Source organism: Blastococcus sp. SYSU DS0510 (genome assembly GCF_054050835.1).
Genome location: NZ_JBJHAC010000017.1, coordinates 1 through 25,394, shown reverse-complemented (window position 1 = coordinate 25,394; position 25,394 = coordinate 1). Strand labels below are relative to the sequence as shown.

The following is a 25,394-nucleotide window of genomic DNA, read 5'->3' as shown; positions in this document are numbered from 1 at the left end:
GGGGCAGGTGCGCAGCGCCCTCCCCGCGTCTTACTCTCCGTGAGACACTTCGGGAGTGGCCGAGACGATCACCTTCCGCCCCGACGAAGACGCGCGCCGAGCGTTGGCAGTCCTGACGCAAGACGGCACCTCTGTCTCCACAGCCGTTCGAGCGGCCCTGATCGATGCCGCCAAGACAGCGGCGCAGGACAGGCTGCGCGCCGAGGCCGCTGCGCTGGCAGCCGATGACGCCGACCGTGCCGAGAGCGCTCAGGTCCTCCGGGACATGGAGACGCTGCGTGCGTGGTGAGGTCTACCGCCTGCGCTCTCCCCGCGGCGCCCGGGGCCATGAGCAGGCCGGCACCCGCTATGCCGTCGTCGTCCAGTCCGACCTGCTGCCGCTGTCGACCTGGCTGGTCGCGCCGACGTCCACCTCGGCCCGAGCGGCCACGTTCCGTCCTGAGGTGTCCATCGACGGCCGCCCAACCCGGGTGCTGGTCGAACAGACGAGTGCGGTGGACCCGCAGCGCTTAGGAGAGTCGGCCGGGCACCTCAGCTTCGATGAATTGCGCCAGGTTGACGCCGCGCTGCGCCTGGTCCTCGGCCTGTGACCAACACCCCGCAACCTGTCCCGGCAGCGGCTCACCGCCGAGCACGAGTCATCCTCCACCAGCAGTCGCTCCTCGTGACCGACCTGCTCCTCGAGCGGCTGAAGGGGAGCGCCACGGCCCGCATGGTCACTGTCTCCTCCCACGCAGCCCCGTAGGGCTTCGCGCGGGGGAGACGGAAGCGCACGGGGCTGCATGCATCCGGGTTGCAGCCGCTCTGCAACGTGCCGGGCCATGGTCGGCGCACGGCGGAACCACCGCCCGACCGCGAAGAGCGAGTAATGACCGACACCATCGACGGTCCACGACGAGACGGCGGTATCCGGAACGCACAGATGAGTTCCGGATACCGCCGCCCGTGTGTGTGACTACTTGACCTCGGAGCGGCGCAGGGAGAGCAGCCCGACGACGAGGGGAATGACGATCCAGATCATCGTGGTCGAGGCGAGCATCCCCCACTCCTCACCGGTGTTCGTGGCGCCCTCGAGGAGCGCCACCTGCGTTTCGTTCCAGTCGATCCACGGCTGCAGGTCCTCGAACCACGAGCGCACCTGGGCCAGGAGGACGAGGATGCCCGGCAGGACCAGGGAGACGACGAAGTATCCCACGATCGCTGCCGCGGAGTTGCGCAGCACGACACCGAGGGTGAAGCCGATGGCCATGCCGACCAGGTTGAAGAGCACCATCTGGGGCGCCATGGACATCGAAATGTCCCACACGGTGTCGACGCCGGTGAGTGCGGAACCGGCCACGTTGCCGAGGGCGCCCACAGCGAAGGCGACGGCCACGGAGCCGAGGCCCACCAGGAGGGTCGCGACCGCCTTGGCGCCGATCACGCGTCCGCGGCTCGGCACCAGCGTGAATGTCGTGAGCCCACTGCGCTGGCTCCACTCACTGGTGACGGCCAGGATCGCGATCATCGGCAAGATCACCGACATCGGGAACCCGCTCGCCCTCGCGAAGCTCTCGTAGGTGACGTCGCTGTCGGGAGCGAAAATTATGACCGACCCGGTCGCGATGGGCGACAGGACGCCGATGCCGATGAGCATCCAGAGTCCCGAGCGGGTGGTGAACATCTTGCGTAGCTCGACCTTGACGAGCCGGGTGGTCGGGATGGGACGGGCGGCCCGGCGGACCGGTGCCTCGGTGGTGGTGGCCGGAGGGATGATCGTGGCGGTCATGCCGCAACTCCTTCGCGTTGGGTGTCGGCAGTGAGCGACAGGAACATGTCTTCGAGCCCGGCGCCCTCGGCGGACCGGAGCTCGGTGAGGGCGATGCCCGCTGTCAGGGCCACGGCCCCGACCCGAGCGGGGTCGGCGTCCGTGCGGACCGAGCCGTCCCCTGCGAGCGTGCTGGGGACCCCGGCCAGCTCGAGGGCGTGCGCGAGGTCGCGCGGTGACGTCGACCGGACGAGCGTCCCCGCTGCGGCCAGCAGCTCTTCCTTGCTGCCGGCCGCGACGATCTTGCCGTTCCCGATCACGACCAGGTCGTCGGCGATGACCTCGATCTCGTGCAGCAGGTGCGAGGACAACAGGACGGTGCCGCCCTGCCTGGCGAAGCCCGTCAGCAGGTCGCGCATCCACCGGATCCCCGCCGGGTCGAGCCCGTTGGCGGGCTCGTCGAGGATCAGGACCGTGGGGTCTCCGAGGAGTGCAGTGGCGATACCGAGCCGCTGGCGCATGCCGAGGGAGTAGTTGCGCACCCGGCGCTTGGCCTCCGATGACGTCAGGCGGACGAGTTCGAGCATCTCGTCGACGCGGCGGCGGGGCAGACCCATGGTGTCGGCGGCGAGCGTGAGGATCTCGCGTCCGGTGCGACCGGCGTGCTGGGCGGAGGCGTCCAGGAGGACGCCCACCTCGAGGCCGGGGTTGGGGAGGTCGGCGAACCGTTCTCCGTTGATGGTCACGGTGCCGGACGTCGGGACGGTGAGACCGACCATCACGCGCATCGTGGTGGACTTGCCGGCGCCGTTCGGGCCGAGGAAGCCGGTGACGCGACCGGGCATGGCGGTGAAGGAGACGTCGTCGACGGCGGTGAAGCCGGCGTACTTCCGGGTCAGTGATTCAACGGTGATCATGTGACAACCCTCGCCGCGTCGCGGCGTGCGCACATCGGTTTGATGGCCAGTTCTGACCTAGCCGAAAGCATGGGCGCCGGGCCATGCATGCCTGGGGCCAATCTCAGGACCTGTTCAGGCGCACCGCCGGTTACCGCATCGGAATGACCGGCCATCGAGACGATCTGCTACCGCTACGCGGGTTCGACCTCGCCGTGCCCCGATGCGGTGACAACCCACAGCGCGGAAGCCGGGCTGTCACGTAGCCAGAAGGGCTCCCTGGGCAGGCTGCGCCACAGAAGTCGAAGCCACGTCCCGGCGACGTTCGCGAGGACGCCCGCACCGAGCAGGACCGGCACGAGCAAGACAGTTCCGAACAGGAACGTCCCTGTCTGGTCACGACCGGCGGCGTGGGCAGACCACGCGGCCGCGAACCCGATGGCCATTCCCATCGTCACCAACAGTGGCCTCAGCTTCCAGGACATCGGCACCGCGACCAGGAGGTAGGTCAGGGCGCAGCCGACGACCTGCGCCGTGCGGTAGGGACCTGGGAAGGACTGGGACACCTCGTCCCAGTAGTACTCGCTGTCCCACAGCGAGACCGCCCAGGTAACGAGACCCGCCGCGCACCGGAGCAGCGGGGTGATCGCTGTGGTCGTCGCTCACCTCATGCGCGGACGGAAGGGCCGCGCAACTGCCAGTCAAGGCGGTGTCGGGTCGAGCGACTGGCGCAGATCGCCCGCCGGCAGCTCGATGTGGCCGAGGTGCTCCTACAGCTCCTACAGCACGTAGAGCACCACGGCGAGGTCTGAATGATCAGTTCCTGGCAGGAACTTGCGTGCGCCGTTCACGCCGCCGCCAAGACCTCCGCTATCCATTCCAGGTCCCGCGCAGCAGTAGAAACGCGCGTCGCGACCCGTCGGTGCAGGTCGTCCAGTGACTCGACCGCACTGAACTCCGCTTCGCGGTCACGGACGCTCGGCAGCCGCCGTGCGACATGACCCAACCAGAACTCCGTCACCTCGCAGCAGTGGACGATGAGGGCGCCGGCCGCATTCGTTGTGGTCCCAGCGGTCGCTGGTGAATGCGTGGCTCTCCCAGCACCCCGGCCACGACGAGCATCTGGTCGAAGGCATGCTCGAGAAGAGCAAGGGACGTCTTCGGCATCAGCTTCATGCGCATGTCCGTACGAGGCGCATCGTTCTCGCGACGGCGGCTCACGCGCGGCCACGGCATTCGCGGTTGAACGCTCACGGCGGGCGGCACTGCGGCGCAGCGGGATCAACCGCGATGGTCAGCGGGGCTGCCACACTGCCCACGAGAATCGGGAGCCGAGCGACAGCGGAAGCGTGGCGCTGCTACATACCTCTGCCCCCCGGCTGTCTGCTCGCACACGGCGGCGCCGGTCGTCAGCAGCAGGAGGGCCGGGGTCATGCTGCCGGGCCACACGCCTGCGGGCTCCAGCCGTCCTGGCCGCAGGGACGGGACATCCGCAGTACTTTCGGCTGATCCGCCCGAGCGGCGGCCCCTCTACGTTGGCCGGGAGGGGGAAGCATGCTTGCTGGAGTGTGGGCCGAGCCTCGCCCCGCGTGCCCGCCGGCGCGGGTCTGGCGGGACTGGGCGCTGTCCTCGGGTCTTGTCGCGATCTCGCTCGTCGAGATGCTGCTGCGCGACGACAGAGCATGGGCGCCACTCCTGATCGGTGTCAGCGTCGTGGTCGCGGCGTGCCTGCTGTGGCGACGCACGCAGCCGCTGGCCGCGGTCGCCGTGGCCTTCGGAGCCGTCCTTGCCTTCGACATCGCGAGGATCGTGGCTGTCGATACCACCGGTCTGCTGGGCATCGCCGGGTTGCTCGTGCTGCCCTACGCCCTGCTGCGCTGGGGGGCAGGTCGCGAGGCTGTCCTCGGACTCGGCATCATCCTCATCTGGCTGCCCGTCACCCTCGCCGCGGTCCCGACCTCACCCGCGGAGATCGTCGGCGGCTACGGCTTGTTCCTGTTCTCGGCCGCGCTGGGCGCGGCAGTGCGCTATCGCACCAGAAGCCACGATCGCGAGATCGAGCAGGTGCGGCTGCGCCAGCGCAACGAACTCGCCCGCGAGCTGCACGACACGGTCGGCCACCGCGTCTCAGCCATCGCCGTCCAGGCACAGGCAGGTCGTGCGCTGTCGGCCGCCAATCCTGAGCGCGCGCTGGCCACACTGAGCACCATCGAAGAAGAGGCGTCCCGGACGCTGAAGGAGATGCGGGCGCTGGTGGGTGTGCTGCGCGACGGAACGGACGCCGATCTGGCCCCCCGCCGGGGCGTGGCGGACATCGAGCGGCTGGCCCGGCCCGGCGGCGAGGTGCTGGGCGTCCGCGTGGAGGTCTCCGGTGACGTCGAGGCCCTCGACCCAGCAGTCAGCACCGCCCTCTACCTGATCGCCGCCGAGGCGGTCACCAATGCGACCCGCCACGCATCCGGGGCTACCCAGGTCACCATCGACCTCGCCGCATCCCGCGGCCAGGTGGGCCTGCGAGTGCACGACGACGGCGAGGCAAGTACGGCCGGATCTGCTGCGGCCGGCTTCGGGCTCCGCGGCATGGCGGAACGGGCGAGCCTGCTCGGAGGCACCCTGCGGGCGGGACCTGACCCGGACGGCGGCTGGAGCGTTGACGCCTCGCTGCCTCACACGGTGCGCGTGTCATGACCATCCGCGTGCTCGTCGCCGACGATCAGGACATCGTCAGGGCGGGGCTGTGCATGATCTTGCACGCCCAGCCAGGCATCACCGTCGTCGGCGAGGCCGCTGACGGCCGACGGGCGATCGCCATGGCGCGTTCGCTGCGTCCCGATGTGTGCCTGCTGGACATCCGCATGCCGGACGTCGACGGGATCGAGGCCACCCGGCAACTCGCCGGGCCCGATGTCGTTGAGCCCCTGGCCGTCGTCGTCATCACCACCTTCGACCTCGACGAGTACGTCTACGGCGCGCTGAAGGCAGGCGCCCGGGGGTTCCTGCTCAAGGACGCCGGCGCCGAACTGCTCACCCAGGCCGTGCATGCCGCCGCCCGTGGCGACGCCCTGATCGCACCCAACATCACCGCCAGGCTCCTGTCCTCCTTCGCCGACAACCGCTCGCGCCCGATGCCACCCGAGCCCGTCGAGCCGCTGACCGCTCGCGAGGAACAGGTCCTGCTCGCTGCCGCTCGAGGGAGGACCAACAGCGAGATCGGCAAAGAGCTGTCGATCAGCCTAAGCACCGTCAAGACCCACATCGCCGCCCTGATGCGCAAGCTGAACGCCCGCAACCGCGTCGAGATCGCCATGTGGGCCTACGAGACGCACCGCGTCGACACCTGATCGGCTCGCAAGCCGCGAGGCCACAGCCGGGTCGACGGGACGCTGGAGCCGTGGGCTGTCCACAGCGACGTCCACCGCGAGCGCGGGCGGGCGCCGGGACTCGCGGCCCGGCCCACATGACTCGCAGCGCCGCCCTGAAGCGCCCTAGCTAGGGAGGTTCCGTCGCGCCTCCGACGGGGTTACGTTCGAGCGGTGACGTGGTGGCGTGCTCTACCTGAGCTGCTACGTGATGCTGTCGGGGCTCTGGCGATCATCCTCATCTTCGTCATCGCCCAGCAGATCTACGGTGACGGGGGATCGCTTCCTAGAGCGGTCGCGATCGTGGTCGTCATGGGGTCGCTCTGACTGTTCGGCGCCGCTGGCCCGCGGCCAGTTACGCCGCTGGTCTGCTCACCGTCGTCTTCGCCACGACCGGTATGGAGTTCCTGGCCGTCGTCAGCTACACCCTCGTGGCCTACCGGAAGCGGGTCCGACCGGCGCCCGTAGCTGGCATCTCCGCGCTCGCGCTCGTCATCGGGCACCTGGACTATTGGCCAGAGCTCGTCGTGGACGAAGTCGCCGGCGATCTCATCCTGATCGCCGGGATCTCGGTGCTGCCGGTCGTGCTCGGCCAGGCCGTGCGCAACGCGCGTCGCACTACCGCCGAGCTCACCAGGCGCAACGCCGAACTCGTGGTCCTGCGGCAGCAGGCCGCCGACCACGCCGTCGAGGCGGAGCGATTCCGCATCGCCCGGGAGCTACACGATGTCGTTGCCCACCACATCAGCGCCATGACGGTTCACGCTCGGGCCGGCCACCATGTCGCCGAGCGCGACCCGCAAGCGGCTCTCGACGCCCTCGGCTACGTCGCCGAAGCGGGCTCGGAGGCCGTGACGGCGATGGGCAGCTTCGTCGGGACACTCCGAGGGGAGGTCGCCGCCGGTGGTCGGGACGAGCTGGTTCCTCAGCCGACTCTCGAGGACCTGCCGGACCTGCTCGAGTCCTTCCGCCGCACCGGGCTGGTCGTGCACGAGGACCTCCACACGACCGGTGTCTCGGTCGCTCGCGCGCTGGGGCTCAACGCTTACCGGATCGTGGAGGAGGCGCTCACCAACGCCATCCGGCATGGTGCTGCCGAGCGGGTGTGGGTACAGGTGTGGTTCGACGGCGAGGACCTGCATCTGCAGGTCGATGACAACGGGCGCGGCCTGGATGGGGGCTGCACGCCGACCGGGCACGGGCTGGTCGGCATGGCCGAGCGCGCCGAACTGCATGGGGGTGCGATGGTCTTCGGCCCCAGCCCGCGGGGCGGCTGCCGGGTCGAGGCCACGCTGCCCACCGGCCACGCGGACAGTCAAGGCGCCGCCAAGTCAGGTTCCCGTCGGCGGCCCGGCCGCGGTGGTGACGTGATCCGGGTTCTGCTCGCCGATGACCAGCAGGTCGTGCGTTTGGGCTTCCGCATGGTGCTGGACGGCGAGGACGACATCGAGGTCGTCGGCGAGGTCGGCGACGGCACCGCCGCGATAGCTGTCGCGGAGGAGCTTCGTCCGGATGTGGCGTTGATGGACGTTCGGAGGCCGATCATGGACGGCATCGCGGCGACTTCAGTAATCGCTCAGCGTTGCCCGGAGGTCCGTGTCGTCGTCATCACCACCTTCGAGCTCGACGAATACGTCGACGGCGCGGTCCGGGCGGGTGCAGCCGGCTTTCTGCTCAAGAACATCGAGCCGTCTGCGCTGATCGAGGCGGTGCGAACGGTGGTGCGCGGCGACGCGCTGGTCGATCCGGCGATGACCCGGTCGCTGATCGACTATGCGATGCGGCAGCGTGACGAGCCTGCCGGCGCCGTCGACCCGCAACTGCTGGAGCAGCTGAGCAGCCGGGAACGCGAGGCGCTCACGATGCTCTCGCGAGGTATGTCGAACGCACAGGTGGCGGCGGCCCTGTTCCTGGGGGAGGCGACCGTGAAGTCGCACGTGAGCAACATGCTGGTCAAGTTGCACCTGCGCAGCCGGGTCCAGGCCGTCGTCCTGGCCTACGAGACGGGTTTCGTCCAGCCGGGCACCGTGGGCTACGCGGACCTGCTCAAGGACGTGTGAGGGCCTCGGCTCCTCCTTTCGACGGGGACGCACCCCTTCTCCGGGCGGTTCTGACTCCGGTCGCCGCTGCCTAGCGTGGCCGGCATGCGTCGCATCACGACGTCGTGGTCTCCTCCGCCGTCACCGGCGCGGGACCAGACGAGCACGGGCGCCGAGGGCGCCGCGCTGATATCGCTGAGCCCTCGCCAAGACGTACACCACCGGTTCGGTCAGCTTCACCGCCCTGGACGCGGTCGACCTGACGGTTAGGGCCGGCGAGTTCCTAGGCGTGGTGGGCCCCTCCGGCTCGGGCAAATCGACCCTGCTGAACCTGGTGACCGCGATCGACCGGCCCACCGCCGGCCGGGTGAGGTCGACGGCGTCCTGATCTCTGACTTGAGCGCGGACGATGCGGCACGGTGGCGGGGACACAACGTCGGTGTGGTCTTCCAGTTGCTGCCGACGCTCAGCCTGGCGGACAACGTGGCGCTGCCGATGGACTTGTGCGGCGTGCACGGCCGGGGGGAGCGCCCGGAGATCGCGCGTGACCTGCTGGCTCGGGTCGGGCTCGCCGGGCACGCCGACAAGCTGCCGTCCCAGGTCTCCGGCGGCCAGCAGCAGCGCGCCGCGATCGCCCGGGCCCTGGCCAACGATCCGGCGCTCATCGTGGGAGACGAGCCGACCGGCAACCTCGACTCTGCCTCGGCCGCGTCGATGCTCGCCTTGTTCGACGGGCTGGTCGACAGCGGCCGCACCGTGCTCCTGGCGAGCCACGACCCCGAGGTGGCCGAACGGACCGGCCGCACCGTCCTGCTTCTCGACGGCACTGTGACCGAGGACGCGACGGGCGCGCGATGACCGGCGCGCACAGGCGGAAGGTCCGCGCCGACCTGCTCACCGACAAGCTCCGGTCGTTGCTGGTGATCGTCTCCCTGGCCGTCGGCGCGGCGGCCGTCGCGGGCATGTTCCTGGCCGCCACGGCGGTCGAGGCGTCCTTCGCCGCCAATCTGCGGGCGGCGAACCAGCCAGCAGCCGTGCTCAGCACCGGTCCCTTTCCGGCCGGCCTCGTCGAGCAGGTGGCCGGCCACCCGCTGGTGCGTCAGGCCGAAGGGCGGCGGTTGCACCGGGCACAGGTGTCCCGCCCCGGGTCTGATGGAGGCTCTCAATCCACGTGAGGATGAGAGTCATGGCGGCACCGAGGAAGTACCCCGACGAGCTGCGTGAGCGGGCGACCCGACTGGCGGTCGAGGCGCGGCGTGATCCGGCGACCCGGACCGGCGCGTTGAAGCGGATCGCCGAGCAGTTGGGCATCAACGCCGAGACGTTGCGCAACTGGGTCATCCAGGCCGAGATCGACGACGGGCACCGGCCGGGCACCACGACCGATGACGCCACCCGGCTGGCCGAGCTCGAGCGCGAGGTGCGAGAGCTGCGCCGGGCGAACGCGATCTTGAAGAGCGCGTCGGCTTTCTTCGCGGCGGAGCTCGACCGCCCGTCTCGCTGATCGTCGACTACATCGATCAGCACAAGCTCGAACACGGGGTCGAGCCGATCTGCGCAGTCCTCACCGACGCCGGCGTCAAGATCGCCCCGAGCACCTACTACGCGCACCGGTCGAGGCCGCCCTCGGCGCGGTCGGTCACCAACGCGGCCACCACCGCGGTCATCGAGAAGGCGCACACCGAGAACTACGGGGTCCACGGCGCCCGCAAGGTGCATGCCGAAGTGCGCCGACAGGGTCATCCGGTGGCCCGCTGCACCGTCGAGCGACTGATGCGCGCCGCCGGACTGCGCGGCATCACGCGGGCCAAGGGCCCGCGGACCACCGTGCCCGGCACCGGGCCGGACACCCGCCCGGACCTGGTCGACCGGGCGTTCACCGCAACCGACCCGGACCAGCTGTGGGTCGCTGGCATCAGCTACTGCCGCACCTTCTCCGGGTGGGTGTACGCCGCCTTCGTCATCGACGTCTACTCCCGCCGGGTGGTCGGCTGGCAGCTGTCGAGGTCGCTGCGCACCGACCTGGCTCTGGATGCGCTGGAGATGGGCATCTGGACCTGCCGGCGAGCCGGCCACGACGTGACCGGGCTGGTCCACCACTCGGACAAGGGCGTTCAGTACGTCGCCGTGCGCTACACCCAGCGCCTCGCCGAGGCCGGCGCAGTCGCCTCCGTCGGCTCGACCGGTGACTCGTATGACAACGCGCTGGCCGAGGCGTTCAACTCGCTGTTCAAGGCCGAGCTGGTCCGCAACCGCGGCCCCTGGAAGAGCGTCGACGACCTCGAGATCGCCGTCGCCGAGTACATCGACTGGTTCAACCACCGACGCCTGCACGGCGAGATCGGACTCGTCCCACCGGCCGAGCACGAGGACACCTTCTACGGACACAACACCGCGGCGGCTACCGTCGCCGCGTCAGTTCCGAGCCTCCACTAAACCCGGGGCGGGACAGTCCGTCCTATGGGGGGCTACGGGCACGCGTCGTGCGGCGCGGTCCCATCTGGCCTGATGACCGTCTGCCCGAAGTTCCCAGGGGCAGACGCTGTTGGCCCCACGATGATCCCTCCGAACGGCACGACGTGCCGGGCCGTCGTGCTTGCGGTCGCGCCGGTGCAGCCCTGAGCGGCGCCGGCGGGAGAAGCCGCGATGAGCGGCGTCAAGACCGCGACTGCTCCTATGACGGTCATCCGGATCGCGATCTTGCGCTAGCTGCTCCTTGGAGACGACGGTTACCGGGTACTGGTGACGGTGGGTCTACTCGGCGGCGTCCCTGGGCGACAACAACCTCGATCACGAGACGACGACTTCCTCGACGGATCGCAGGCCCGTCACTAAAGGTGCGTGTCCGGTCACGATCACCTGGCGGACGTCGGTCCTCAGGGAGAGGGCGCCTGCTAACCGCGCGAACGTGAACGATGTCGAGGGATACCTGTGACCGGTGTCCCGCGACACCGCGGTGGAGCGGGTGACGGGAATCGAACCCGCACAGTCAGCTTGGAAGGCTGGGCACTCAGGTGCCATCTTTGCTGCTCAGGGCCGAGTCAGGCGGACGCCGTGCTTTTCACGTGCCTCAGCGCCACATTGCGGCTGGAGCGGCTCCTCGCTTCCGCGTTGCGACAAGCCGTGGAACCCGCCTGCCGCTAGGGGGTCAGTTTTCGCCCGCCGTTGACATAGCGCGCTCAGACCGGCCCGGACGCCGTGCTCGACGTAGGGGCGGAGTTCGGGGGACTCTCCCGCACCGTGTCGGTCGATTGGGCCCAGACCAGCAACAGACCTACGACGACGACGATGGCGACCGGCGCCAGTGCCAGGGGGCGAAGCCCTCCCCTTCCCGCGGAGACCAGGAGAGCGATGATCCCCATTCCGACGATCAGGCCGACATTCATGCCAAGGAGCAGCAACCCGCCGAGGACGGGTGCTGTCGCGCCGACGTACGCCGCGACCGCTGACGCGCCGACGGCGGGCACCAGGGCCAGGGCCGCGACGGTGCCGATGAGGGTATCGGTCTTCTCGCGGGCCTGAGCGGTGGTCCCAGCCAGGCCGGCGGCCACCGCGGCGGCCATGGACCACCATCCCGGATGGACCCGTTCTTGCAGCAGGGGCTGGGTCAGCAGCGCGGCGTCGGAGGCAATGACGCCGAGCGCACCCATCACGGCGGTGGTGCTCCACGCGGTGGCGAAGGCCAGGGCGAGGCCGACAAGCGCGACGCTCAGGCCGCGCGCGGCCTCGCCGCGTCGCCGCGCCACTAGCGCGAATGGAATCAGCGCCAGCGCAGGCATCAGCGGCGCCACGATCATCGACCCGATCAGGATGGGAACCGAGCCCGACAGCAGCGCAACCGAGGCGAGCACCCCGGCGGTGGCCATATACAGCAGATAGGTGGCAGACAGTTGAACCTGGGAGGCGGTCTTGCTGACGGTGTCCTCGTCCATCAAGGGTCGAGGCGTGAAGGCGGGCACGTGGATCATCCTGAGCCGCAGAAGGCCACCCGGCATGCCCGGCGCCGCGGGCTAGGTGTCGCGACCACGGACGTTGTTGACAGTCGGCGTGGTGGCTTGATCATGAGGAAGACCTCCGGAAAGAGTGGTGGTGCTTGGCGTCACCAGTCCCAACCGGAGGTCTCCGTGGCCCACGCTAATGCCCGTACCACCCTGTATGCCCGCAAGCTGATCGTCGCCCGTGTCCTGGCCGGTCACCGCCCCGGTGAGATGGCCAAGCAGCTCGGCGTGAGCCGGCAGACGGTCTACAAGTGGATGGGCCGCTGGCGCACCGAGGGCGAGGCCGGGCTGCTCGACCGCTCGTCCCGGCCGCACCGGTCCCCGCGGAAGACGGCCCCGGAGACGGCCGCGGCGATCGTGGCTGCCGGCATCGAGCACCACGCCGGCCCGCTGCGGCTGGCCGCGATCCTGGGCATCGCGGCCTCCACCATCGGGGTGGTGATCGCCCGCGCCGGCATGCCGCGGCTGGCCGAGGTCGATCGGCTCACCGGCGAGCTGTTGCGCGGGCGGCGGCACAGCGACCGCTGCTATGAACGTGAGCGGCCCGGGGAGCTGCTGCACGTCGATGTGAAGAAGCTGGGCCGGATCCCCGACGGCGGTGGCTGGCGGGTGCACGGCCGCTCCGAGGAAGTCCGCGGCCGGGGCCTGGGCTGGGATTACGTGCACGTGGCCATCGACGACCACACCCGGCTGGCCTACGCCGAAGTCCTGCCCGATGAGCGAGCCGACACCTGCGCGGGTTTCCTCACCCGGGCGGCGGCCTGGTTCACCGGCCACGGCGTCACCCTGGAGCGGGTGCTGACCGACAACGCCTTGAGCTACCGCCGTGGCGCGGCCTGGATCGCCGCCTGCGCCTGCCTGGGCATCGGCCGGCGGTTCATCAAGCCCGGCTGCCCCTGGACCAACGGCAAGGCCGAGCGGTTCAACCGCACCCTGCAAGCCGAGTGGGCCTACACCACCGGCTGGACCAGCAACGACCAGCGCACCGCCGCACTGGACAGCTGGCTGGAGCACTACAACACTGTCCGCAGCCACTCTGCCCTCAAAGGTCAGCCACCGATCAGCCGCCTCGCCGCGTGAACAACCTGTCTGGTCGCTACGGCTAGGGGGCCAATCCCACGCGGTAGTGCCAGTGAGCGGCTTGCTCGGGCCCCGCGGCCACCACTTTCAACGTCGCGTCCGCAGACGAGGCGTTAGCGCGGTGTTCGACCGCTTCATCTACTGGGGGAAGCGTCGCTCGGGGAGCGCCCAATGATGGCGGCATGTCCCTCGGAGCAGGCTTCCTGCGGAGCTAGATAAATTGATTTGGTCTGCCAGCCGTTACGGGTCTTCGGGGGCGGTGACCGGATCCCGGTTCAGGACCTGCCTGTGCCCCCGCGACAGCACCAGTGCGCCGGCGGTGCCTGTTGGGGCTCTACGACAGCGTCGGGCTGTCGCACGCCACCCGTGACCGAAGGACCCAGCCGCATCACTGGCGGCACCGGCCATGCTCACGGCATAGTCACCACACCGCTGACCAACACGGTGAGGACTACATCCACCACTCAGCGGGACGTTACCTCCGCGTGGAGCAGCTGCTCGGGATGTGAGCCGAGGTTGACTGCCGCCCTGGGGGAGACGCCGAAGTCAGGCCCATGCGAGCGCTAGTGACATCGGCGACTTCTCGCGGATGACGTACCTCAGCGTGAAGGCGCTGCGGCACTACCACGAGACCGGGCTGCTGCAACCCGCGGCCGTTGATCCCGACACCGGTACCGGCACTACCGCCCGGCCCAGGTCGGCACGGCCCAAGTGATCCGCGGCTGCGAGATCTCGGCATCCCACTCGAGGACGTTGAAGAGGGTGATCGGCGCGCGCGACGTCGAGGCGCGCAATGCCGCCATCGTGGCGCACTTGAGCCGGATGGAACGGCGGCTGGAACGGACCCAGGCGTCGGCCGCGTCCCTCCGGGCACTGGGAGTCCTGGCGGAACCGGAAGCCATCCCAGGCGATCAGAGCGCGGTCGGGTCCGACCTCGACGAGGTGGATGAACGGCTAGAAGCGGTTCTCGCTCATGCGGGGCGGACCCGGGCGACCCAGCGAGCGATCTGCCAGGCGACCTCGGCACCATTGGTCAGCGGCAGCATGTGGCCGGCACCCGGATAGCTGACCAGCTCGCCGTCGGGCAGCGCCGACATCAGCTGGATCACTTCGTCGTCGGGTACCTCTGGGTCCTCGGTGCCGTGCAGCACGAGCGTGGGGACGTCGAGGCCTGGAGCCAGCCGCAGGCCGTCGTGGCGGACGCTGGCCAGCGTCGTCCCGGCCAGCGCCAGCGGGCGCGTGGACAGGAAGCTCTCCCGCACCCGGGCCACGAGCTCGGCCGGTTCGCCAGGGGCGAAGGCGAAGCGGCGGACCAGCCAGTCGGAGATCGTCTCGGCCCATCTCAGCCGGCGTCCCACCAGTGCGGTGATCCGCAGCATGCCGAACCAGCCGCGCTGCAGTGTGGTGGCCACCCGGGGCGGCAGATTCCGGGCGGGCAGGCCGGGCGCGGTGACCCCGGAGCCGCCGGACCCGGCGAAGACCGCCCCGGCCATCCGGGCGGTGCCGGTCTCGGCGACGGCGGCGAGGATGATCCCGCCGCCGAGGCTGTGGCCCACCACCACCGCCCGCTCGCCATGGGGGACGCAGGCGTCGAGCACCGCCGCCAGGTCGCGGCCGTGGGCCTCCAATCCGTACCCCCCGGCGCGGGCGTCGCCGCTCTGGGCGTGGCCGCGCAGGTCGTAGCCGACGACCCGGTGGCTGCCGGCCAGTCGCTCGGGGACCTCGCCCCAGGACTCGGTGGACAGTCCCAGGCCGTGCACGAGGACGACGGTCGGCGCGCCATCGGGGCCCTGGACGGTGAGGGCGAGCCGGGTGCCGTCGAAGGAGCGCAGGTCGGTCACGGAGCGGGCTCCACGATGGTGGCAACGAGGAAGGTCTCACCGTCCCATTCCTCGACCGCCTCCTCGTCGAGATCGAGGAGAAGCTCTTCGGCGACGGCCTCGGCGTCGAAGTCGTCGACCGGCGTCGCGGCGAGCAGCAGCGGTGTACCGGCCTCCGGTTCGGGGCCCCCGGCCCCGGCGGTGGCGACCACCAGTGCCGGCTCCACGCCGGCGTCGTCGGGGGAGGTGACGGTGAAGACCCGCGGGGAGATGACCTCGGCGACCTCGGCGAGCAAGGTGACCTCGATGCCGTCGTAGGCGTCGAGGTCCTCGCGGAAGGCTGCGTCCAGAACGCCGCTGTAGGCGTCGTCGATGTCCTCGGCTCCGCGGATGTCCGGTAGCTGCACCGGGGCGTTCGGTGCCAGCGGGTTGTCCTCGTCGTGACCGGTGCAGGCAACCAGGCCGGTGCCGGACAGTGCCAGGGCGGCCGCCAACGCGGGGCCGGCCAACCGGGAACGGTGCGTGGACATGGACGGGTCTCCTCCCTGTCCGTGCGCCGCACGGACTCCTGGCTCACCGGGCGTGGGTGCACCGGCGAGCCGAACTGCCGGTGGTGCCTTTCTCGTCATCGACCTGTCATCCGGCCCTGGTCTCAGGCCTCGGGCTGCAGCTCGAAGAACGCGACCTGGGGCGGGGCGTTGATCCGGATGGGTGCGATGCTGAAGCCGGTGCCGCAGGTGACGAACATCCGGTTGCCCTGGGCGCCGTAGCCGTCCGGGGCCCAGCCGTCGGCGACGATCTCCTCCTCGCTGGTCAGTCCCATGTAGGTCCAGCGCGGAGCGCCGGGCAGGGCGATCTGGCCGCAGTGGGTGTGCCCGGCCAGGGCGAGGGGTGCGCTGCCGGGGGGCAGGTCGGGGAAGGTAGTCGGGTTGTGCATCAGCACGACCCGGGGTGCGCCGTCGGGGACGTCGGCCAGGGCGGCGTCGATGTCGACCCGGTTCGGCTTGGCCGGGCCGAGGCCCACGACAAACAGGTCACCGGCCAGTCCGGGCACCGGCTCGGCCTCGTTGCGCAGCACCGGGGTGCCGTGCTCCTCCAGGGCCGTGATGAGTTCCTCGACCGCCCCGATGGCGTAGTCGTGGTTGCCCAGCACGGCGAACGCGGGGATGCCCGAGTCCCGCAATGGCTCCAGCAGCTCCAGCACTGTGTCGATGCGTGGCTCGATGTCCGGGGTGGAGCTGTAGAGGAAGTCCCCGCCCAGCAGCACCACATCGGGCTCGGCGGCGACCGCGGTCTCCACGGCCCGCCGCGACATACCGGGGTTGCCCCACCACATGCCGATCTGGAAGTCCGCGATCACCGCGACCTCGGTGCCGGCGAGATCGTCGTCGAGCTGCGCGATCGGCACGTCGGCCCGCTCCTCGTCGAGAATCAGCCGCGGCTCGATGAGCACCCCGTACACCAGCAGGAGGACGACGAGCACCCCGACCGCGATGCCGATGCGAACCAGCCAGCGCTTCACGACACTCTCCGTTCCCCGTGGCGTGCCCGGGCGAGGTCCAGCAGGTTTCCCAGCGCGGCGTTCACCGCGTCCGCGTGGGTGAGATTGACCATGTGCCCGGCTCCGGAAACCAGCACCAACCGGGCCCACGGCCCGCTCCGCTCAGCCAGCGTCTCGGCGGCGGTGGCGGGGATGGTGGCGTCTTCGGCGCCGGCGAGAACCAGCACCGGGAGGTCGCGTAGCGCAGTGGCCGCCGTCCGCCGGTCGTAGCGGGCCAGGCCGGGCAGGAAGGCGGCCAGCACCGCGGCCGGCGTCTGCTGCCACATCCGGATGATCGACCGGGCGTCGTCCTCGGGTGGATAGCCGGCGAACAGCCGGGACCGCAGCAGACGTTGCACCGGCGCGGACCGGAACGGGTGCAGCACGCCCAGCAGAGGAGCGGTCAGCCAGAGCAGCCACGCCCCGGCGGACGCCAGCGCCGCCCGGAGACGGCCTTCTTCAGCGTCCTGCCCGGCCGCAGGCAGCGGGCCGGCCAGCGTGGACATCAGCGCGACGCCGGCGATCCGCCCGCCGAACAGCTCCGGCCGCTGCGCGGCCAGGGCCAGCACCGCCATCCCGCCCATGGAGTGGCCGACGACCACGACCGACCCCGGCCCACCCAGCTGGTCGACCACCTGGCCGAGGTCGCGGCCCAGCCGGCGGGGGGTGGCCGACCGAACCCCGGCCCAGCCGCTGGCGCCGTGGCCGCGCTGGTCATACCGCACCAGGCGGACATGCCCCTCCAGCGCCGCCCACTGCGGGTCAAACATTGCGGCGCGGGCACCGAAGCCGTGCGCGAGGACAACGGTCACCGGCGCATCTGCCGCCCCACCGACCTCGACGTGCAAGCTCACCCCGTCGTCGGTGCGGATGCCGGGCGTGGCCGCGACAAGGTTCCGGGCAGTGCGGTGGGCCCGGTGGAGGCGAAGGCCGGCGACGCCGGCGACGCCCGCCGCCCCGGCCAGGACGCCGCGCGCGCTCACTGCCGCTCCCGGGCGGCGGCAGGCCGGGCCGCTGTGCCCGCCCGAATCCCCTCGCCGGGGGCGGGCAGCAGCACCCGGGCGCCGGCGTACACCCACAGGCCACCCAGCAGCAGCCCGGCCAGCACATCGGTGGGGTAGTAGGCAGCCTCGTAGATGCGGGAGATGCCGATGGCCGGGGCCAGCACCACCGGCACGGCCAGTACTGCCCACCGCCGCCGGCCACGGCCGTAGCCGATGACCAGCGCGGCCAACGCCCCGTACAGAGAAGCGGCCGCGGCAGCGTGCCCGGAGGGCCAACTCGCCCCGCTCGGCAGCCCGGAGGTCAGGTCGGCCACGCTGGGCCGCAGCCGGTCGACCACCTGCGCGCTGAAGAAGTACAGGCCCACCTCGCCGACGAGCGTCACCACGACGAAGACGACAGGGCGCCAGCTCGCCGCCACCGCCAGGCCCAGCACCGCCACGGCGAGCCCGACGGCGATCACCGCGCGGGTGCCCGAGAGCCGGCCCACGGCCTCCATGACCGCCGTGAGGTCGGCGCTGCGCAGATCGACGAACGTCTGGATGCCGGCGCGGTCGAGCCGGCCCAGCCAGGTGTCGCTCAGTACCGCGGTGACCAGCAGACCCAGCCCGCTGAGCAAGGCGAACAGAACCACGGCAACCCCGATCAGCCGCAGCGCGGCGCCCTGCCGGTGCGGCGCTGCAAGTTCGGGGGTGGGCGCGAGGTGCACCGCCTCGCCCGGTGGCACGTCCAGCGGGTCCAGCGGCTCATCGACGATGTGGCCCAAGTCGCGCTGCCATCCAGGAACGCCGCGGCGGTGATCGCGAGCCAGCTGGCACCCAGCGCCCACCCAGCGAGGACGTCGGAGACGAAGTGCACGCCCAGGGCCAGCCGGGTGAGACCGACCAGCACCACGAGCAGCGCCGTGGCAGAGATCAGCCACGGGCGGGCCCGGCGGCGTACGGAGGGCAGGGCGACCAGAAGCAGCGTTCCCCACACCACCAGGGCGGTTATCGCGTGACCGCTCGGGAAGCTGGTGTTCAAGGGTGTGTCGACGATCGGGGGGTCCACCACCGGACGGGCCCGGTCGACGATCGCCTTGGTCACCGGCCCCAGCACGGCCAGCCCTAGGCCGGCGGTCGCGACGAACGCCGCGAGCCGACGCTGCCGCCGGAGCAGCAGGAAGGCCGTCGCCAAGGTCATGACCAGGACGGCGACCCCGGTGCCTCCCAGATCGGTGACCACTCTCAACGCGGAGACCAGATGTGGTGAGTCGCTGACGCGCTCGTTGAGGGCGGCGGCGACATCGCCGTCCAGCGACTCCAGCGGCGACCAGGAGCGTTGCACCAGCATCCACAGCAGCAGGAACGGCGCAGCGCCGACCACCAGCGCGGCCCATCCGAGGAAGGCGCGCAGCTCGAAGCGGCCGATTCCCCAGGAGTCATCGCGTGCGGTACGGAGCGGCAACATGGCTCTCACCGATCGAGGGCTACCGATCAGGCCCCCCTTGGACCGCAGGCAGCCTAACGCGGTTCCGGGACATCGGCCGGGCGGCCCTCGCCGATGGACGGGACTGCGGCCCCACCGGAACCGGCTCGTCGGGTGCGACCCGACCGGAGGCCGTCTCGGCAGACCGCTCGGAGGAAAGCCGGTCGGTGACCCGGTGGGTGCACAGCTACTCGAGGTAGCGGCCGCGACAGCGGCCGGCTACTCGGGGTCACGACTGGTCGGCCGGGGCACAGGACGACGAAGGGGGCGCCTCCTCGCGCGTGTAGTCCACACGGGCCCACACCGTCTTGCGCCCGTTCCCGAGCGGCTCCCAACCGTGGGCACCGCTGATCTCGGCGACCAGGGCCAGGCCCAGTCCCCCGAGCGCGGCGTCCCGGCCCGGGTCGGGAGTCGGTGGCACGTCGCCGGCGGCGTCGGCAACCTCGAGCAGCCAGCAGTGGCCGTGGTCGGTCACCGTCACCTCGACCGGCGGCCGGCCATGCCGCAGGGCGTTGCTGACCAGTTCCTCGAACGCCAGAAGGAGCCGTTCGACGCCCCCCTCGGTCGCACCCGGGGGGCGCACGCCGTCGTGCAGAGCGGCGCCGAGTTGCCTGCGGGCGGCCGTGACGTCCGCGACCCGCATCGGGCGCCAGCGGTTCAACACGCGGACGTCGGACCGGGGCACTGGGCGCGGGCTGAGCACCCAGGGCGTCCGCACCGAAGGGGCGGTAGCCGTCGCCGCGGGGAGCAGGGGGCTACCGGTGCCGGTCTTCCTCGCCGCCGCGCTCTCGGCGACCCGGCGGGCCGAGCCCGTCGATCCCGTCGATCCCGTCGGAGCTTCGTCAGCGGGCACGGGGAGGCCGGGGGCAGGTCGGGGCGAAGGGACAAGATTGTCTGACACAGGCATTCCTCGTGGTTCTGACCAGTTTGGTCACGGCTGCGGGCCAGCCTTTCGACCGCGCGTTGAGACAACGTTGAGATTAGACCTAGGTGGCGACGTGCCATCGGCCCCAGTGTGGTCTGTGTTGCATCCGAGCATGGAGAGCCGACGTCTGTGTCCGCGCGTGGTTGACGGCCTGATCCAGGTCGTCAAGAGTCCCTGCCCGAGCGACTCCATCCCTTGTTGATAGGTTTAGGACATGGTTGTGACCCGACTCCCGGATCAACGGGACGTCAAGGATCCGGCCGTCAACGGGTCGTCGACCCGGCCGCTGCCCCGCCCGGTCGTCCTGATGATCGACGACGAGGCCGACTTGGTCGCGATGGCCGGCAACTACCTCGCCCGGAACGGCTTCGAGGTGCTCACCGCCAGCAACACGCGGACCGGGGCGGAGCAGCTGCGAGGGCGCCCGATCGACCTGGTCGTCCTCGACCTCGGGCTGCCCGACGGAAACGGCCTGGATCTGCTCCGCACTCTGCGCCAGGACGACCCCCAGGTGCCCGTCGTCGTCCTGAGCGGCCGCGGACTGGAGAGCGACCGGCTGCTCGGCCTGGAACTCGGCGCCGACGACTACATCGTCAAGCCGTTCTCCCTGCCCGAACTGGCCGCGCGCATCCGAGCGGTGCTGCGCCGCTCCGCACCCCCGCCCGCCGGCCCCCTCGTACCGGTGGGCGAGCTCGTTGTCGACACATCCGCGCACGAGGTGAGCGTGCACGGCACCCGGCTGGCGCTCAGTCCCCTCGAGTACGACTTGCTCACCCTGCTCGCCCGGTCCCCGCGACAGGTCTACTCCGCCGCCGAACTGCTCGAGCAGGTGTGGGGCTCCGCCGCCGGGCGGGCCGACGCCACCGTGTCCGAGCACGTCTACCGGATCCGGCAGAAGCTGACCCAGGCCGGCGCCTCCAGCCCGCGGATCGTGACCGTGCGCGGCGCGGGGTACCGACTGGACCCATGAGGCGCACCATGACTCCCGACGAACTCGACTACGCGGCGGTCTTCGACGCCCTTCCGGCCCCGTTCCTGGTTCTCACGCCGGAGCTGGTGATCGTCGGGATGAACCGGGCGCGGGAGCGGGTCACCGGGACGCAGCGAGCCGACGTGGTCGGTCGCCATCTGTTCGACGCCTTCCCCGACAACCCGGAGAACCCGCAAGCCAGTGGGGTGCGCCACCTGCGGGCCTCGCTGGAGCGGGTGCTGTCCACGGGAGAACCGCACACGATGGCGTTGCAGCAGTACGACATCCTCGACCGGACGACGGGCGAGTTCGTGGAGCGGTACTGGAGCCCGGTCAACGTCCCGTTGCTCGACGAGCACGGCCGCGTGGTGCTCCTGCTGCACCGGGTAGAGGACGTCACGGACTACATCCGGGAACGGCAGCTGCGGCGGGTCGAGCAGGAGCGGGGCGAGGAGGCGCTGCAGACACGTCTCGAGGATTTGGAGGCCGACCTCTTCAACCGCGCCAGCGAGATCCAGGAGGCCGACCGCAACTTGCGGGAGGCCGTCGCCCGGCTGGAGACCATCACCGCGGAGCTGCAGGAACAGGACAAGGCGAAGGACCGGTTCCTCGCCACGCTCGCGCACGAACTGCGCAACCCGCTCGCCGCCGTCCGAGCCGCCCTCGACGTCCTCGCCCTCGACATCGCCGGGAACCCGGTCCTGGCGGTGCTCGACCGCCAGACAGCGGCCCTGACCCGCATGACCGACGACCTGCTCGACGCCGCCCGCGGGATGACCGGACGACTCACCGTGCAGCGCCACCACTTGGACCTGCGGGCGCTGGTGGAGCAAGTCGTGGCCGACGTCGGATCCGCACACGGGGGACCGGCCCGCACCATCGACCTGGTACTGCCCGACACGGCCGTGCCACTCGACGGCGACGCGGTCCGCCTGGGCCAGGCGGTGACCAACCTCATCGACAACGCCTGCAAGTACACCCCAGCCGACGCCGCGGTCAGCGTCCGGCTCAGCGCCGACGACGGCAACGCCGAGCTACAGGTGCGGGACAACGGGCCCGGATTTGACCCCACCGTCGCCGAGCGGTTGTTCGAACCCTTCCACCGCGAGCCGGATCCCCGGCGGCAGGCACCCAGCGGCCTGGGCCTGGGGCTGGCCGTCGTCCGCGGCATCACCCAGCTGCACGACGGCACGGTCACCGCGCACAGCGACGGTCCCGGCACCGGCGCGACGTTCACCATGCGGCTGCCGCTCCGCGTCGAGCTGACCGACGCCACGCCGGCCAGGGAACCGGCCGCAACCGGCAGCCGGGCGACTTCCCCGGAACCGACACCGCCCGGGCCGGCGACGCCGCTGCGCATCCTGATCATCGACGACAACGAGGACCTCGCCCGCGCCTACCAATCGGTGCTGACACTCCGCGGCCACGAAGTCACCGCCGCCTTCACCGCCCGCGACGGGCTCGCCCAGGCCGAGAATCCCTTCGACGTCGTCCTCTGCGACATCGCCCTCGGCGAGGACGTCGACGGCTACGAGGTCGCTCGCCGGCTGCGCGGTACCGCGCAGCACCGCCGGACGCGGTTCGTCGCCATCTCCGGATTCGGCCGCGACAGGGACAGGTCCCGGGCCCTGGAGTCCGGATTCGACGCTCACTTCACCAAACCGCTCGACCCCGGCGACCTGGAGCAGCTGCTGCGGCGGTGGAGTGCGGACGAAGCCGCGGACCCGGACCGAGGCCGAGCTCCACCGCCCGCAGGCCAAGGCCGCCACCGGCGCCTGCCCGGGTCGCCGCCGGGCACCCGCCGCCGCACGTGACGAGCGAGCTGCGGTTAGCCGAGCGTCGCTGTGGGTACTCACAAGGTGACGGCTCGTCACTGTTCGAGCTGTGGTTGTTCGTCTGATAGCGGCATAGCAGCGCGGCATTCCGTCGAGGTGCCGTAGCCGAGGTCCCTATACCCCCCGGTTCTTTACTTGAGACCGGAGATCTTCTAGCCCAGCAGTCAGACTCCCCACGCCGGAACGTGGGCGCAGTCCGCGCCCGGCGCGGCCGCCCCACGCCCGCACCCTGGGCCGCTGGAGCCGCGCCCGGGCCGCGGACATCACGGCCAGCCGCCTGCAACTGTGTGCCGCACTGCACGACGGTAAGCGCCCTCCGATGGAACCGAGGCGGCCGCTGAGTGCCTTGCTTTGGTGTTCGAGGAACTGGCCAGCAACGCGGTGCGGCACGCCCGGCCACCGATTGAGGTGGGTCACCCGCCGATGATCATGTCGACCTTCGCGGAGAGCGTCGACCTCGCCGGCAGGACGGTCCTGCCGTTCACCACCCACGCCATGAGCGGTCTGGGCACCGTGCCAGGGACTACGCCCGCTCGGCTCCCGACGCCACCATCGGCGACGGCCTGGCCGTACAGGGCGAGGAAGTGCACGAGCTCGCCGGGAGGCTGCCCGAACTCATGGGTGGACACCGCGGCGGCGACCGGACGGGTGCGCCGGACGGAGAACCGACTTCCATCGCCCCGACCCCGTCGGGGCCGTCGGCGGAGACGATCGCGGCCTGGGCGCAGCTGCGCGCGCACCGGCCAGCCGTCAGCTCCGCGACGCGCCTCTCCTGACTCCGGCTGGTCGTCGACGTCGCCGTCGTCGCGGGAGTACTCCCGCCCCATCGCGTCCGGCGTCGCAGCGTGGAAGTCCGGCGCTGGGATGATCGGGACGTTGAGCGGCTGCCCCGCCCCGGACGGACGGCCTCCCACCGCGAGCCGGGTCTCCATCCGCAGCCCTTCGTCGTTCGAACCGTGCACCTGCACGGCATCACCGCACCTCCTGATGCACTATGTTGCACTCTCGGAGGCAGCGTAGATCGGTGCGGTGGGGATGACGCAAGGGAGGCGGCACTGATGACGGCCGAAGTGGTCGCGGTCAACGAGGTGATCGGGCAGCGGGTTCGGCAGCACCGGACCGCCCGCGGCTGGACGCTGGATGAGCTGGCCGACCGCTCCGGGGTCAGCCGGCGCATGGTCATCACCATCGAGCACGGCGAGGGCAACCCGAGCATCGCCACGCTGCTGCGGATCAGCGACGCCCTCGGTGTCGGGTTGCCCGTCCTGGTCGACGTCGAGCGCCCGCAGGCCCTCACCGTGACCGCGGCCGGGCGGGCGCCGGTGCTGTGGCACGGGGACCACGGCGGGCAGGCGGTCCTGGTCGCCGGCACCCAGCCGCCCGACGTCGTCGAGCTGTGGGACTGGTCGCTGCAGCCGGGCGACGCGAACACCAGCGAGGCGCACAGCGCCGGCACCCGGGAACTGCTGCTCGTCCTAGAGGGCGCGGTCGACCTGCGCGTCGGCGACCGCACCGAGCGGCTGACCGTGGGCGACTCCGCGGCCTTCGCCGGCGACATCGCCCACGGCTACGCCAACCCCGCCGACGCCGCCGGCCCCGCCCGTTTCGCCCTCACCGTATTCCAGCCCCACGTCACCGGGACCCATTCGTGACCGACCCCCAGCAGTGGCTCGCCGCCGCCACCGTCGACGATGCCGTGTTCGCGCTGCGGCCGGACTACCGCGTGGTGCTGCTGACCGCCGACGGCCTACAGGGCGGCCCCAGCGACGAACGGAGCGAGCAGGTCCTCGCCGCCGCCGAGGTGACCACGCGGGAGCGGCTCGACGGGCGCAAGCCCGGGGAGGTGCCGCACCTCGCCTCGTGGCGGGAGGCCTACCGGGCCTTCGGCGCCAAGCCGCAGCGCACCCGGCCCAGCGTGGAGGCGCTGATGCGCCGGCTCGACCCCGGCGGCCTGCCGCGCATCGACCGGATCACCGACGTCTACAACGCCGTCTCCATCGCCTCCATGCTGCCCTTCGGTGGGGAGGATCGCGCCGCCTACGCCAGCCCGCCGCGACTCGTCCGCGCCGACGGCACCGAGGCCTTCGACACCATCGCCGGCGGCGAGGCGGTCGTCGAGCCCCCGGAGGTCGGCGAGGTGGTCTGGCGCGACGACGTCGGCGTCACCTGCCGCCGCTGGAACTGGCGCCAGTGCACGCGCACCGGCATCACCACCGCCACCACCAGTGCCGTCTTCATCCTCGACGTGCTCGACCCGCTCACCGATGACGACGCACACTCCGCAGCCGACGCGCTCACCGAGGGGCTGCTCGCCCTCAGCCCGGACGCCACCTTCCACCGCCGGCTGATCACCCGCGCCGACGGAAATGCACCATCCTGATCCACCCCCGGGCGACGCCCACGATGATGAGGAGTAGCGCGCGCTCCTGCTCTGCGGCGGTGGACCCGAGCGGGGGAAGATGGCCCAGCACGTCGGTGATCCGGGCGGCTGCCGGTGCTGGCCCGGACAGGATGTCGGCCGCGCGGCCGTAAGGGAGCGAGTCGTCGACGAACCGGGTCGGACCGACCAGCACCCCGGTATCCTCGGTCCGCTCACTCATCGGGACGTCGGCGCCGTGTCCCTGTCGCCGGGGGGACGTGTGACTGGCTCACTGCCTTCGGGCACGGCACTGCCCCCGCGGTCGGATCCGGCGTTCGAGCGGTTCGCCCGCCTGGT

At 71.0% G+C, this 25,394-nt stretch carries 26 protein-coding genes, 1 pseudogene and 1 other annotated feature; of the genes and pseudogenes, 15 read left to right on the top strand and 12 right to left on the bottom strand.

What is annotated here, in order from left to right; all coding sequences use genetic code 11:
- The first annotated feature begins 55 nt into the window (after positions 1–55).
- Both ACI79P_RS14525 and ACI79P_RS14520 read left to right on the top strand, forming a co-directional pair.
- Positions 56–289: a hypothetical protein gene (locus tag ACI79P_RS14525; protein ID WP_456581763.1), complete on the top strand. Its 234-nt coding sequence runs from the start codon at positions 56–58 to the stop codon at positions 287–289.
- Positions 279–590, top strand: coding sequence for a type II toxin-antitoxin system PemK/MazF family toxin (locus ACI79P_RS14520; protein WP_456581762.1), 312 nt, complete (start codon positions 279–281; stop codon positions 588–590). The genes ACI79P_RS14525 and ACI79P_RS14520 overlap by 11 nt, the downstream gene beginning before the upstream one ends.
- A gap of 365 nt (positions 591–955) precedes the next feature.
- Here the strand turns inward: ACI79P_RS14520 and ACI79P_RS14515 are convergent, their stop codons facing one another.
- The 3 genes from ACI79P_RS14515 to ACI79P_RS14505 form a co-directional block, all read right to left on the bottom strand.
- Positions 956–1,768, bottom strand: coding sequence for an ABC transporter permease (locus tag ACI79P_RS14515; RefSeq protein WP_456581761.1), 813 nt, complete (start codon positions 1,766–1,768; stop codon positions 956–958).
- Positions 1,765–2,664 (bottom strand): ABC transporter ATP-binding protein, encoded by a 900-nt coding sequence (locus ACI79P_RS14510; protein ID WP_456581760.1) that lies wholly within the window; start codon positions 2,662–2,664, stop codon positions 1,765–1,767. The genes ACI79P_RS14515 and ACI79P_RS14510 overlap by 4 nt, the downstream gene beginning before the upstream one ends.
- 173 nt (positions 2,665–2,837) lie before the next feature.
- Positions 2,838–3,209, bottom strand: a complete 372-nt coding sequence (locus ACI79P_RS14505) for a hypothetical protein (protein WP_456581759.1) — start codon at positions 3,207–3,209, stop codon at positions 2,838–2,840.
- A gap of 988 nt (positions 3,210–4,197) precedes the next feature.
- Between ACI79P_RS14505 and ACI79P_RS14500 the strand changes: the two genes are divergently transcribed.
- The 7 genes and pseudogenes from ACI79P_RS14500 (at position 4,198) to ACI79P_RS14470 (ending at position 10,477) form a co-directional block, all read left to right on the top strand.
- Complete coding sequence (locus tag ACI79P_RS14500) at positions 4,198–5,331, top strand: sensor histidine kinase (RefSeq protein WP_456581758.1); 1,134 nt, start codon at positions 4,198–4,200, stop codon at positions 5,329–5,331.
- Entirely contained in the window at positions 5,328–5,984 is a 657-nt protein-coding gene (locus ACI79P_RS14495; RefSeq protein WP_456581757.1) for a response regulator, read from the top strand. Before ACI79P_RS14500 ends, ACI79P_RS14495 begins: the two co-directional genes overlap by 4 nt.
- 416 nt (positions 5,985–6,400) lie before the next feature.
- Complete coding sequence (locus ACI79P_RS14490) at positions 6,401–8,062, top strand: response regulator (protein ID WP_456581756.1); 1,662 nt, start codon at positions 6,401–6,403, stop codon at positions 8,060–8,062.
- A gap of 223 nt (positions 8,063–8,285) precedes the next feature.
- A complete protein-coding gene (locus ACI79P_RS14485) occupies positions 8,286–8,429 on the top strand; it encodes an ATP-binding cassette domain-containing protein (protein WP_456581832.1) in 144 nt (47 codons plus the stop codon).
- An 8-nt stretch (positions 8,430–8,437) separates the two neighbouring features.
- The gene (locus ACI79P_RS14480) at positions 8,438–8,899 is read left to right on the top strand and encodes an ABC transporter ATP-binding protein (protein ID WP_456581755.1); all 462 of its coding nucleotides are present in this window, start codon (positions 8,438–8,440) and stop codon (positions 8,897–8,899) included.
- Entirely contained in the window at positions 8,896–9,216 is a 321-nt protein-coding gene (locus tag ACI79P_RS14475; RefSeq protein ID WP_456581754.1) for a hypothetical protein, read from the top strand. The genes ACI79P_RS14480 and ACI79P_RS14475 overlap by 4 nt, the downstream gene beginning before the upstream one ends.
- An 11-nt stretch (positions 9,217–9,227) precedes the next feature.
- A pseudogene (locus tag ACI79P_RS14470) lies at positions 9,228–10,477 on the top strand (IS3 family transposase).
- Positions 9,506–9,634 (top strand) — a sequence feature (AL1L pseudoknot). (Overlaps the previous pseudogene by 129 nt.)
- 743 nt (positions 10,478–11,220) lie before the next feature.
- Here the strand turns inward: ACI79P_RS14470 and ACI79P_RS14465 are convergent.
- Positions 11,221–12,000, bottom strand: coding sequence for a DUF389 domain-containing protein (locus ACI79P_RS14465; RefSeq protein ID WP_456581753.1), 780 nt, complete (start codon positions 11,998–12,000; stop codon positions 11,221–11,223).
- 165 nt (positions 12,001–12,165) lie between these two features.
- Between ACI79P_RS14465 and ACI79P_RS14460 the strand changes: the two genes are divergently transcribed.
- Positions 12,166–13,119, top strand: coding sequence for an IS481 family transposase (locus tag ACI79P_RS14460; protein WP_456581752.1), 954 nt, complete (start codon positions 12,166–12,168; stop codon positions 13,117–13,119).
- A 520-nt stretch (positions 13,120–13,639) separates the two neighbouring features.
- The gene (locus ACI79P_RS14455; RefSeq protein WP_456581831.1) at positions 13,640–13,834 is read left to right on the top strand and encodes a MerR family DNA-binding transcriptional regulator; all 195 of its coding nucleotides are present in this window, start codon (positions 13,640–13,642) and stop codon (positions 13,832–13,834) included.
- Between the two features lie 256 nt (positions 13,835–14,090).
- On the opposite strand, the gene ACI79P_RS14450 is transcribed toward ACI79P_RS14455, so the two are convergent.
- The 7 genes from ACI79P_RS14450 to ACI79P_RS14420 form a co-directional block, all read right to left on the bottom strand.
- Complete coding sequence (locus tag ACI79P_RS14450) at positions 14,091–14,960, bottom strand: alpha/beta fold hydrolase (RefSeq protein WP_456581751.1); 870 nt, start codon at positions 14,958–14,960, stop codon at positions 14,091–14,093.
- Positions 14,957–15,469 (bottom strand): hypothetical protein, encoded by a 513-nt coding sequence (locus ACI79P_RS14445; RefSeq protein ID WP_456581750.1) that lies wholly within the window; start codon positions 15,467–15,469, stop codon positions 14,957–14,959. The genes ACI79P_RS14450 and ACI79P_RS14445 overlap by 4 nt, the downstream gene beginning before the upstream one ends.
- Positions 15,470–15,591: 122 nt before the next feature.
- On the bottom strand, positions 15,592–16,461 hold the full coding sequence (locus tag ACI79P_RS14440; protein ID WP_456581749.1) for a metallophosphoesterase: 870 nt from the start codon (positions 16,459–16,461) through the stop codon (positions 15,592–15,594).
- On the bottom strand, positions 16,458–17,462 hold the full coding sequence (locus ACI79P_RS14435) for an alpha/beta fold hydrolase (protein WP_456581748.1): 1,005 nt from the start codon (positions 17,460–17,462) through the stop codon (positions 16,458–16,460). Before ACI79P_RS14435 ends, ACI79P_RS14440 begins: the two co-directional genes overlap by 4 nt.
- Entirely contained in the window at positions 17,459–18,115 is a 657-nt protein-coding gene (locus ACI79P_RS14430; RefSeq protein ID WP_456581747.1) for a phosphatase PAP2 family protein, read from the bottom strand. The genes ACI79P_RS14435 and ACI79P_RS14430 overlap by 4 nt, the downstream gene beginning before the upstream one ends.
- Positions 18,116–18,126: 11 nt before the next feature.
- A complete protein-coding gene (locus ACI79P_RS14425) occupies positions 18,127–18,930 on the bottom strand; it encodes a phosphatase PAP2 family protein (protein ID WP_456581746.1) in 804 nt (267 codons plus the stop codon).
- Between the two features lie 247 nt (positions 18,931–19,177).
- A complete protein-coding gene (locus ACI79P_RS14420) occupies positions 19,178–19,612 on the bottom strand; it encodes an ATP-binding protein (RefSeq protein WP_456581745.1) in 435 nt (144 codons plus the stop codon).
- A gap of 475 nt (positions 19,613–20,087) precedes the next feature.
- Between ACI79P_RS14420 and ACI79P_RS14415 the strand changes: the two genes are divergently transcribed.
- From ACI79P_RS14415 to ACI79P_RS14400, 4 genes are all read left to right on the top strand, one after another.
- A complete protein-coding gene (locus tag ACI79P_RS14415) occupies positions 20,088–20,843 on the top strand; it encodes a response regulator transcription factor (protein WP_456581744.1) in 756 nt (251 codons plus the stop codon).
- Between the two features lie 8 nt (positions 20,844–20,851).
- Complete coding sequence (locus ACI79P_RS14410) at positions 20,852–22,657, top strand: ATP-binding protein (protein WP_456581743.1); 1,806 nt, start codon at positions 20,852–20,854, stop codon at positions 22,655–22,657.
- A gap of 1,079 nt (positions 22,658–23,736) precedes the next feature.
- Entirely contained in the window at positions 23,737–24,330 is a 594-nt protein-coding gene (locus tag ACI79P_RS14405) for a helix-turn-helix domain-containing protein (RefSeq protein ID WP_456581742.1), read from the top strand.
- On the top strand, positions 24,327–25,058 hold the full coding sequence (locus ACI79P_RS14400; RefSeq protein WP_456581741.1) for a B3/B4 domain-containing protein: 732 nt from the start codon (positions 24,327–24,329) through the stop codon (positions 25,056–25,058). Before ACI79P_RS14405 ends, ACI79P_RS14400 begins: the two co-directional genes overlap by 4 nt.
- On the opposite strand, the gene ACI79P_RS14395 is transcribed toward ACI79P_RS14400, so the two are convergent.
- Positions 25,027–25,251 (bottom strand): hypothetical protein, encoded by a 225-nt coding sequence (locus tag ACI79P_RS14395; RefSeq protein ID WP_456581740.1) that lies wholly within the window; start codon positions 25,249–25,251, stop codon positions 25,027–25,029. The genes ACI79P_RS14400 and ACI79P_RS14395 overlap by 32 nt on opposite strands.
- Positions 25,252–25,394: the final 143 nt, after the last annotated feature.

Bases quoted from the DNA above. Each gene is read 5' to 3' on its own strand.
- ACI79P_RS14515 (WP_456581761.1), bottom strand. From the start codon at position 1,768: ATGACCGCCACGATCATCCCTCCGGCCACCACCACCGAGGCACCGGTC.
- ACI79P_RS14510 (WP_456581760.1), bottom strand. From the start codon at position 2,664: ATGATCACCGTTGAATCACTGACCCGGAAGTACGCCGGCTTCACCGCC.
- ACI79P_RS14500 (WP_456581758.1), top strand. From the start codon at position 4,198: ATGCTTGCTGGAGTGTGGGCCGAGCCTCGCCCCGCGTGCCCGCCGGCG.
- ACI79P_RS14495 (WP_456581757.1), top strand. From the start codon at position 5,328: ATGACCATCCGCGTGCTCGTCGCCGACGATCAGGACATCGTCAGGGCG.
- ACI79P_RS14490 (WP_456581756.1), top strand. From the start codon at position 6,401: ATGGAGTTCCTGGCCGTCGTCAGCTACACCCTCGTGGCCTACCGGAAG.
- ACI79P_RS14475 (WP_456581754.1), top strand. From the start codon at position 8,896: ATGACCGGCGCGCACAGGCGGAAGGTCCGCGCCGACCTGCTCACCGAC.
- ACI79P_RS14445 (WP_456581750.1), bottom strand. From the start codon at position 15,469: ATGTCCACGCACCGTTCCCGGTTGGCCGGCCCCGCGTTGGCGGCCGCC.
- ACI79P_RS14425 (WP_456581746.1), bottom strand. From the start codon at position 18,930: ATGTTGCCGCTCCGTACCGCACGCGATGACTCCTGGGGAATCGGCCGC.
- ACI79P_RS14415 (WP_456581744.1), top strand. From the start codon at position 20,088: ATGGTTGTGACCCGACTCCCGGATCAACGGGACGTCAAGGATCCGGCC.
- ACI79P_RS14410 (WP_456581743.1), top strand. From the start codon at position 20,852: ATGACTCCCGACGAACTCGACTACGCGGCGGTCTTCGACGCCCTTCCG.
- ACI79P_RS14405 (WP_456581742.1), top strand. From the start codon at position 23,737: ATGACGGCCGAAGTGGTCGCGGTCAACGAGGTGATCGGGCAGCGGGTT.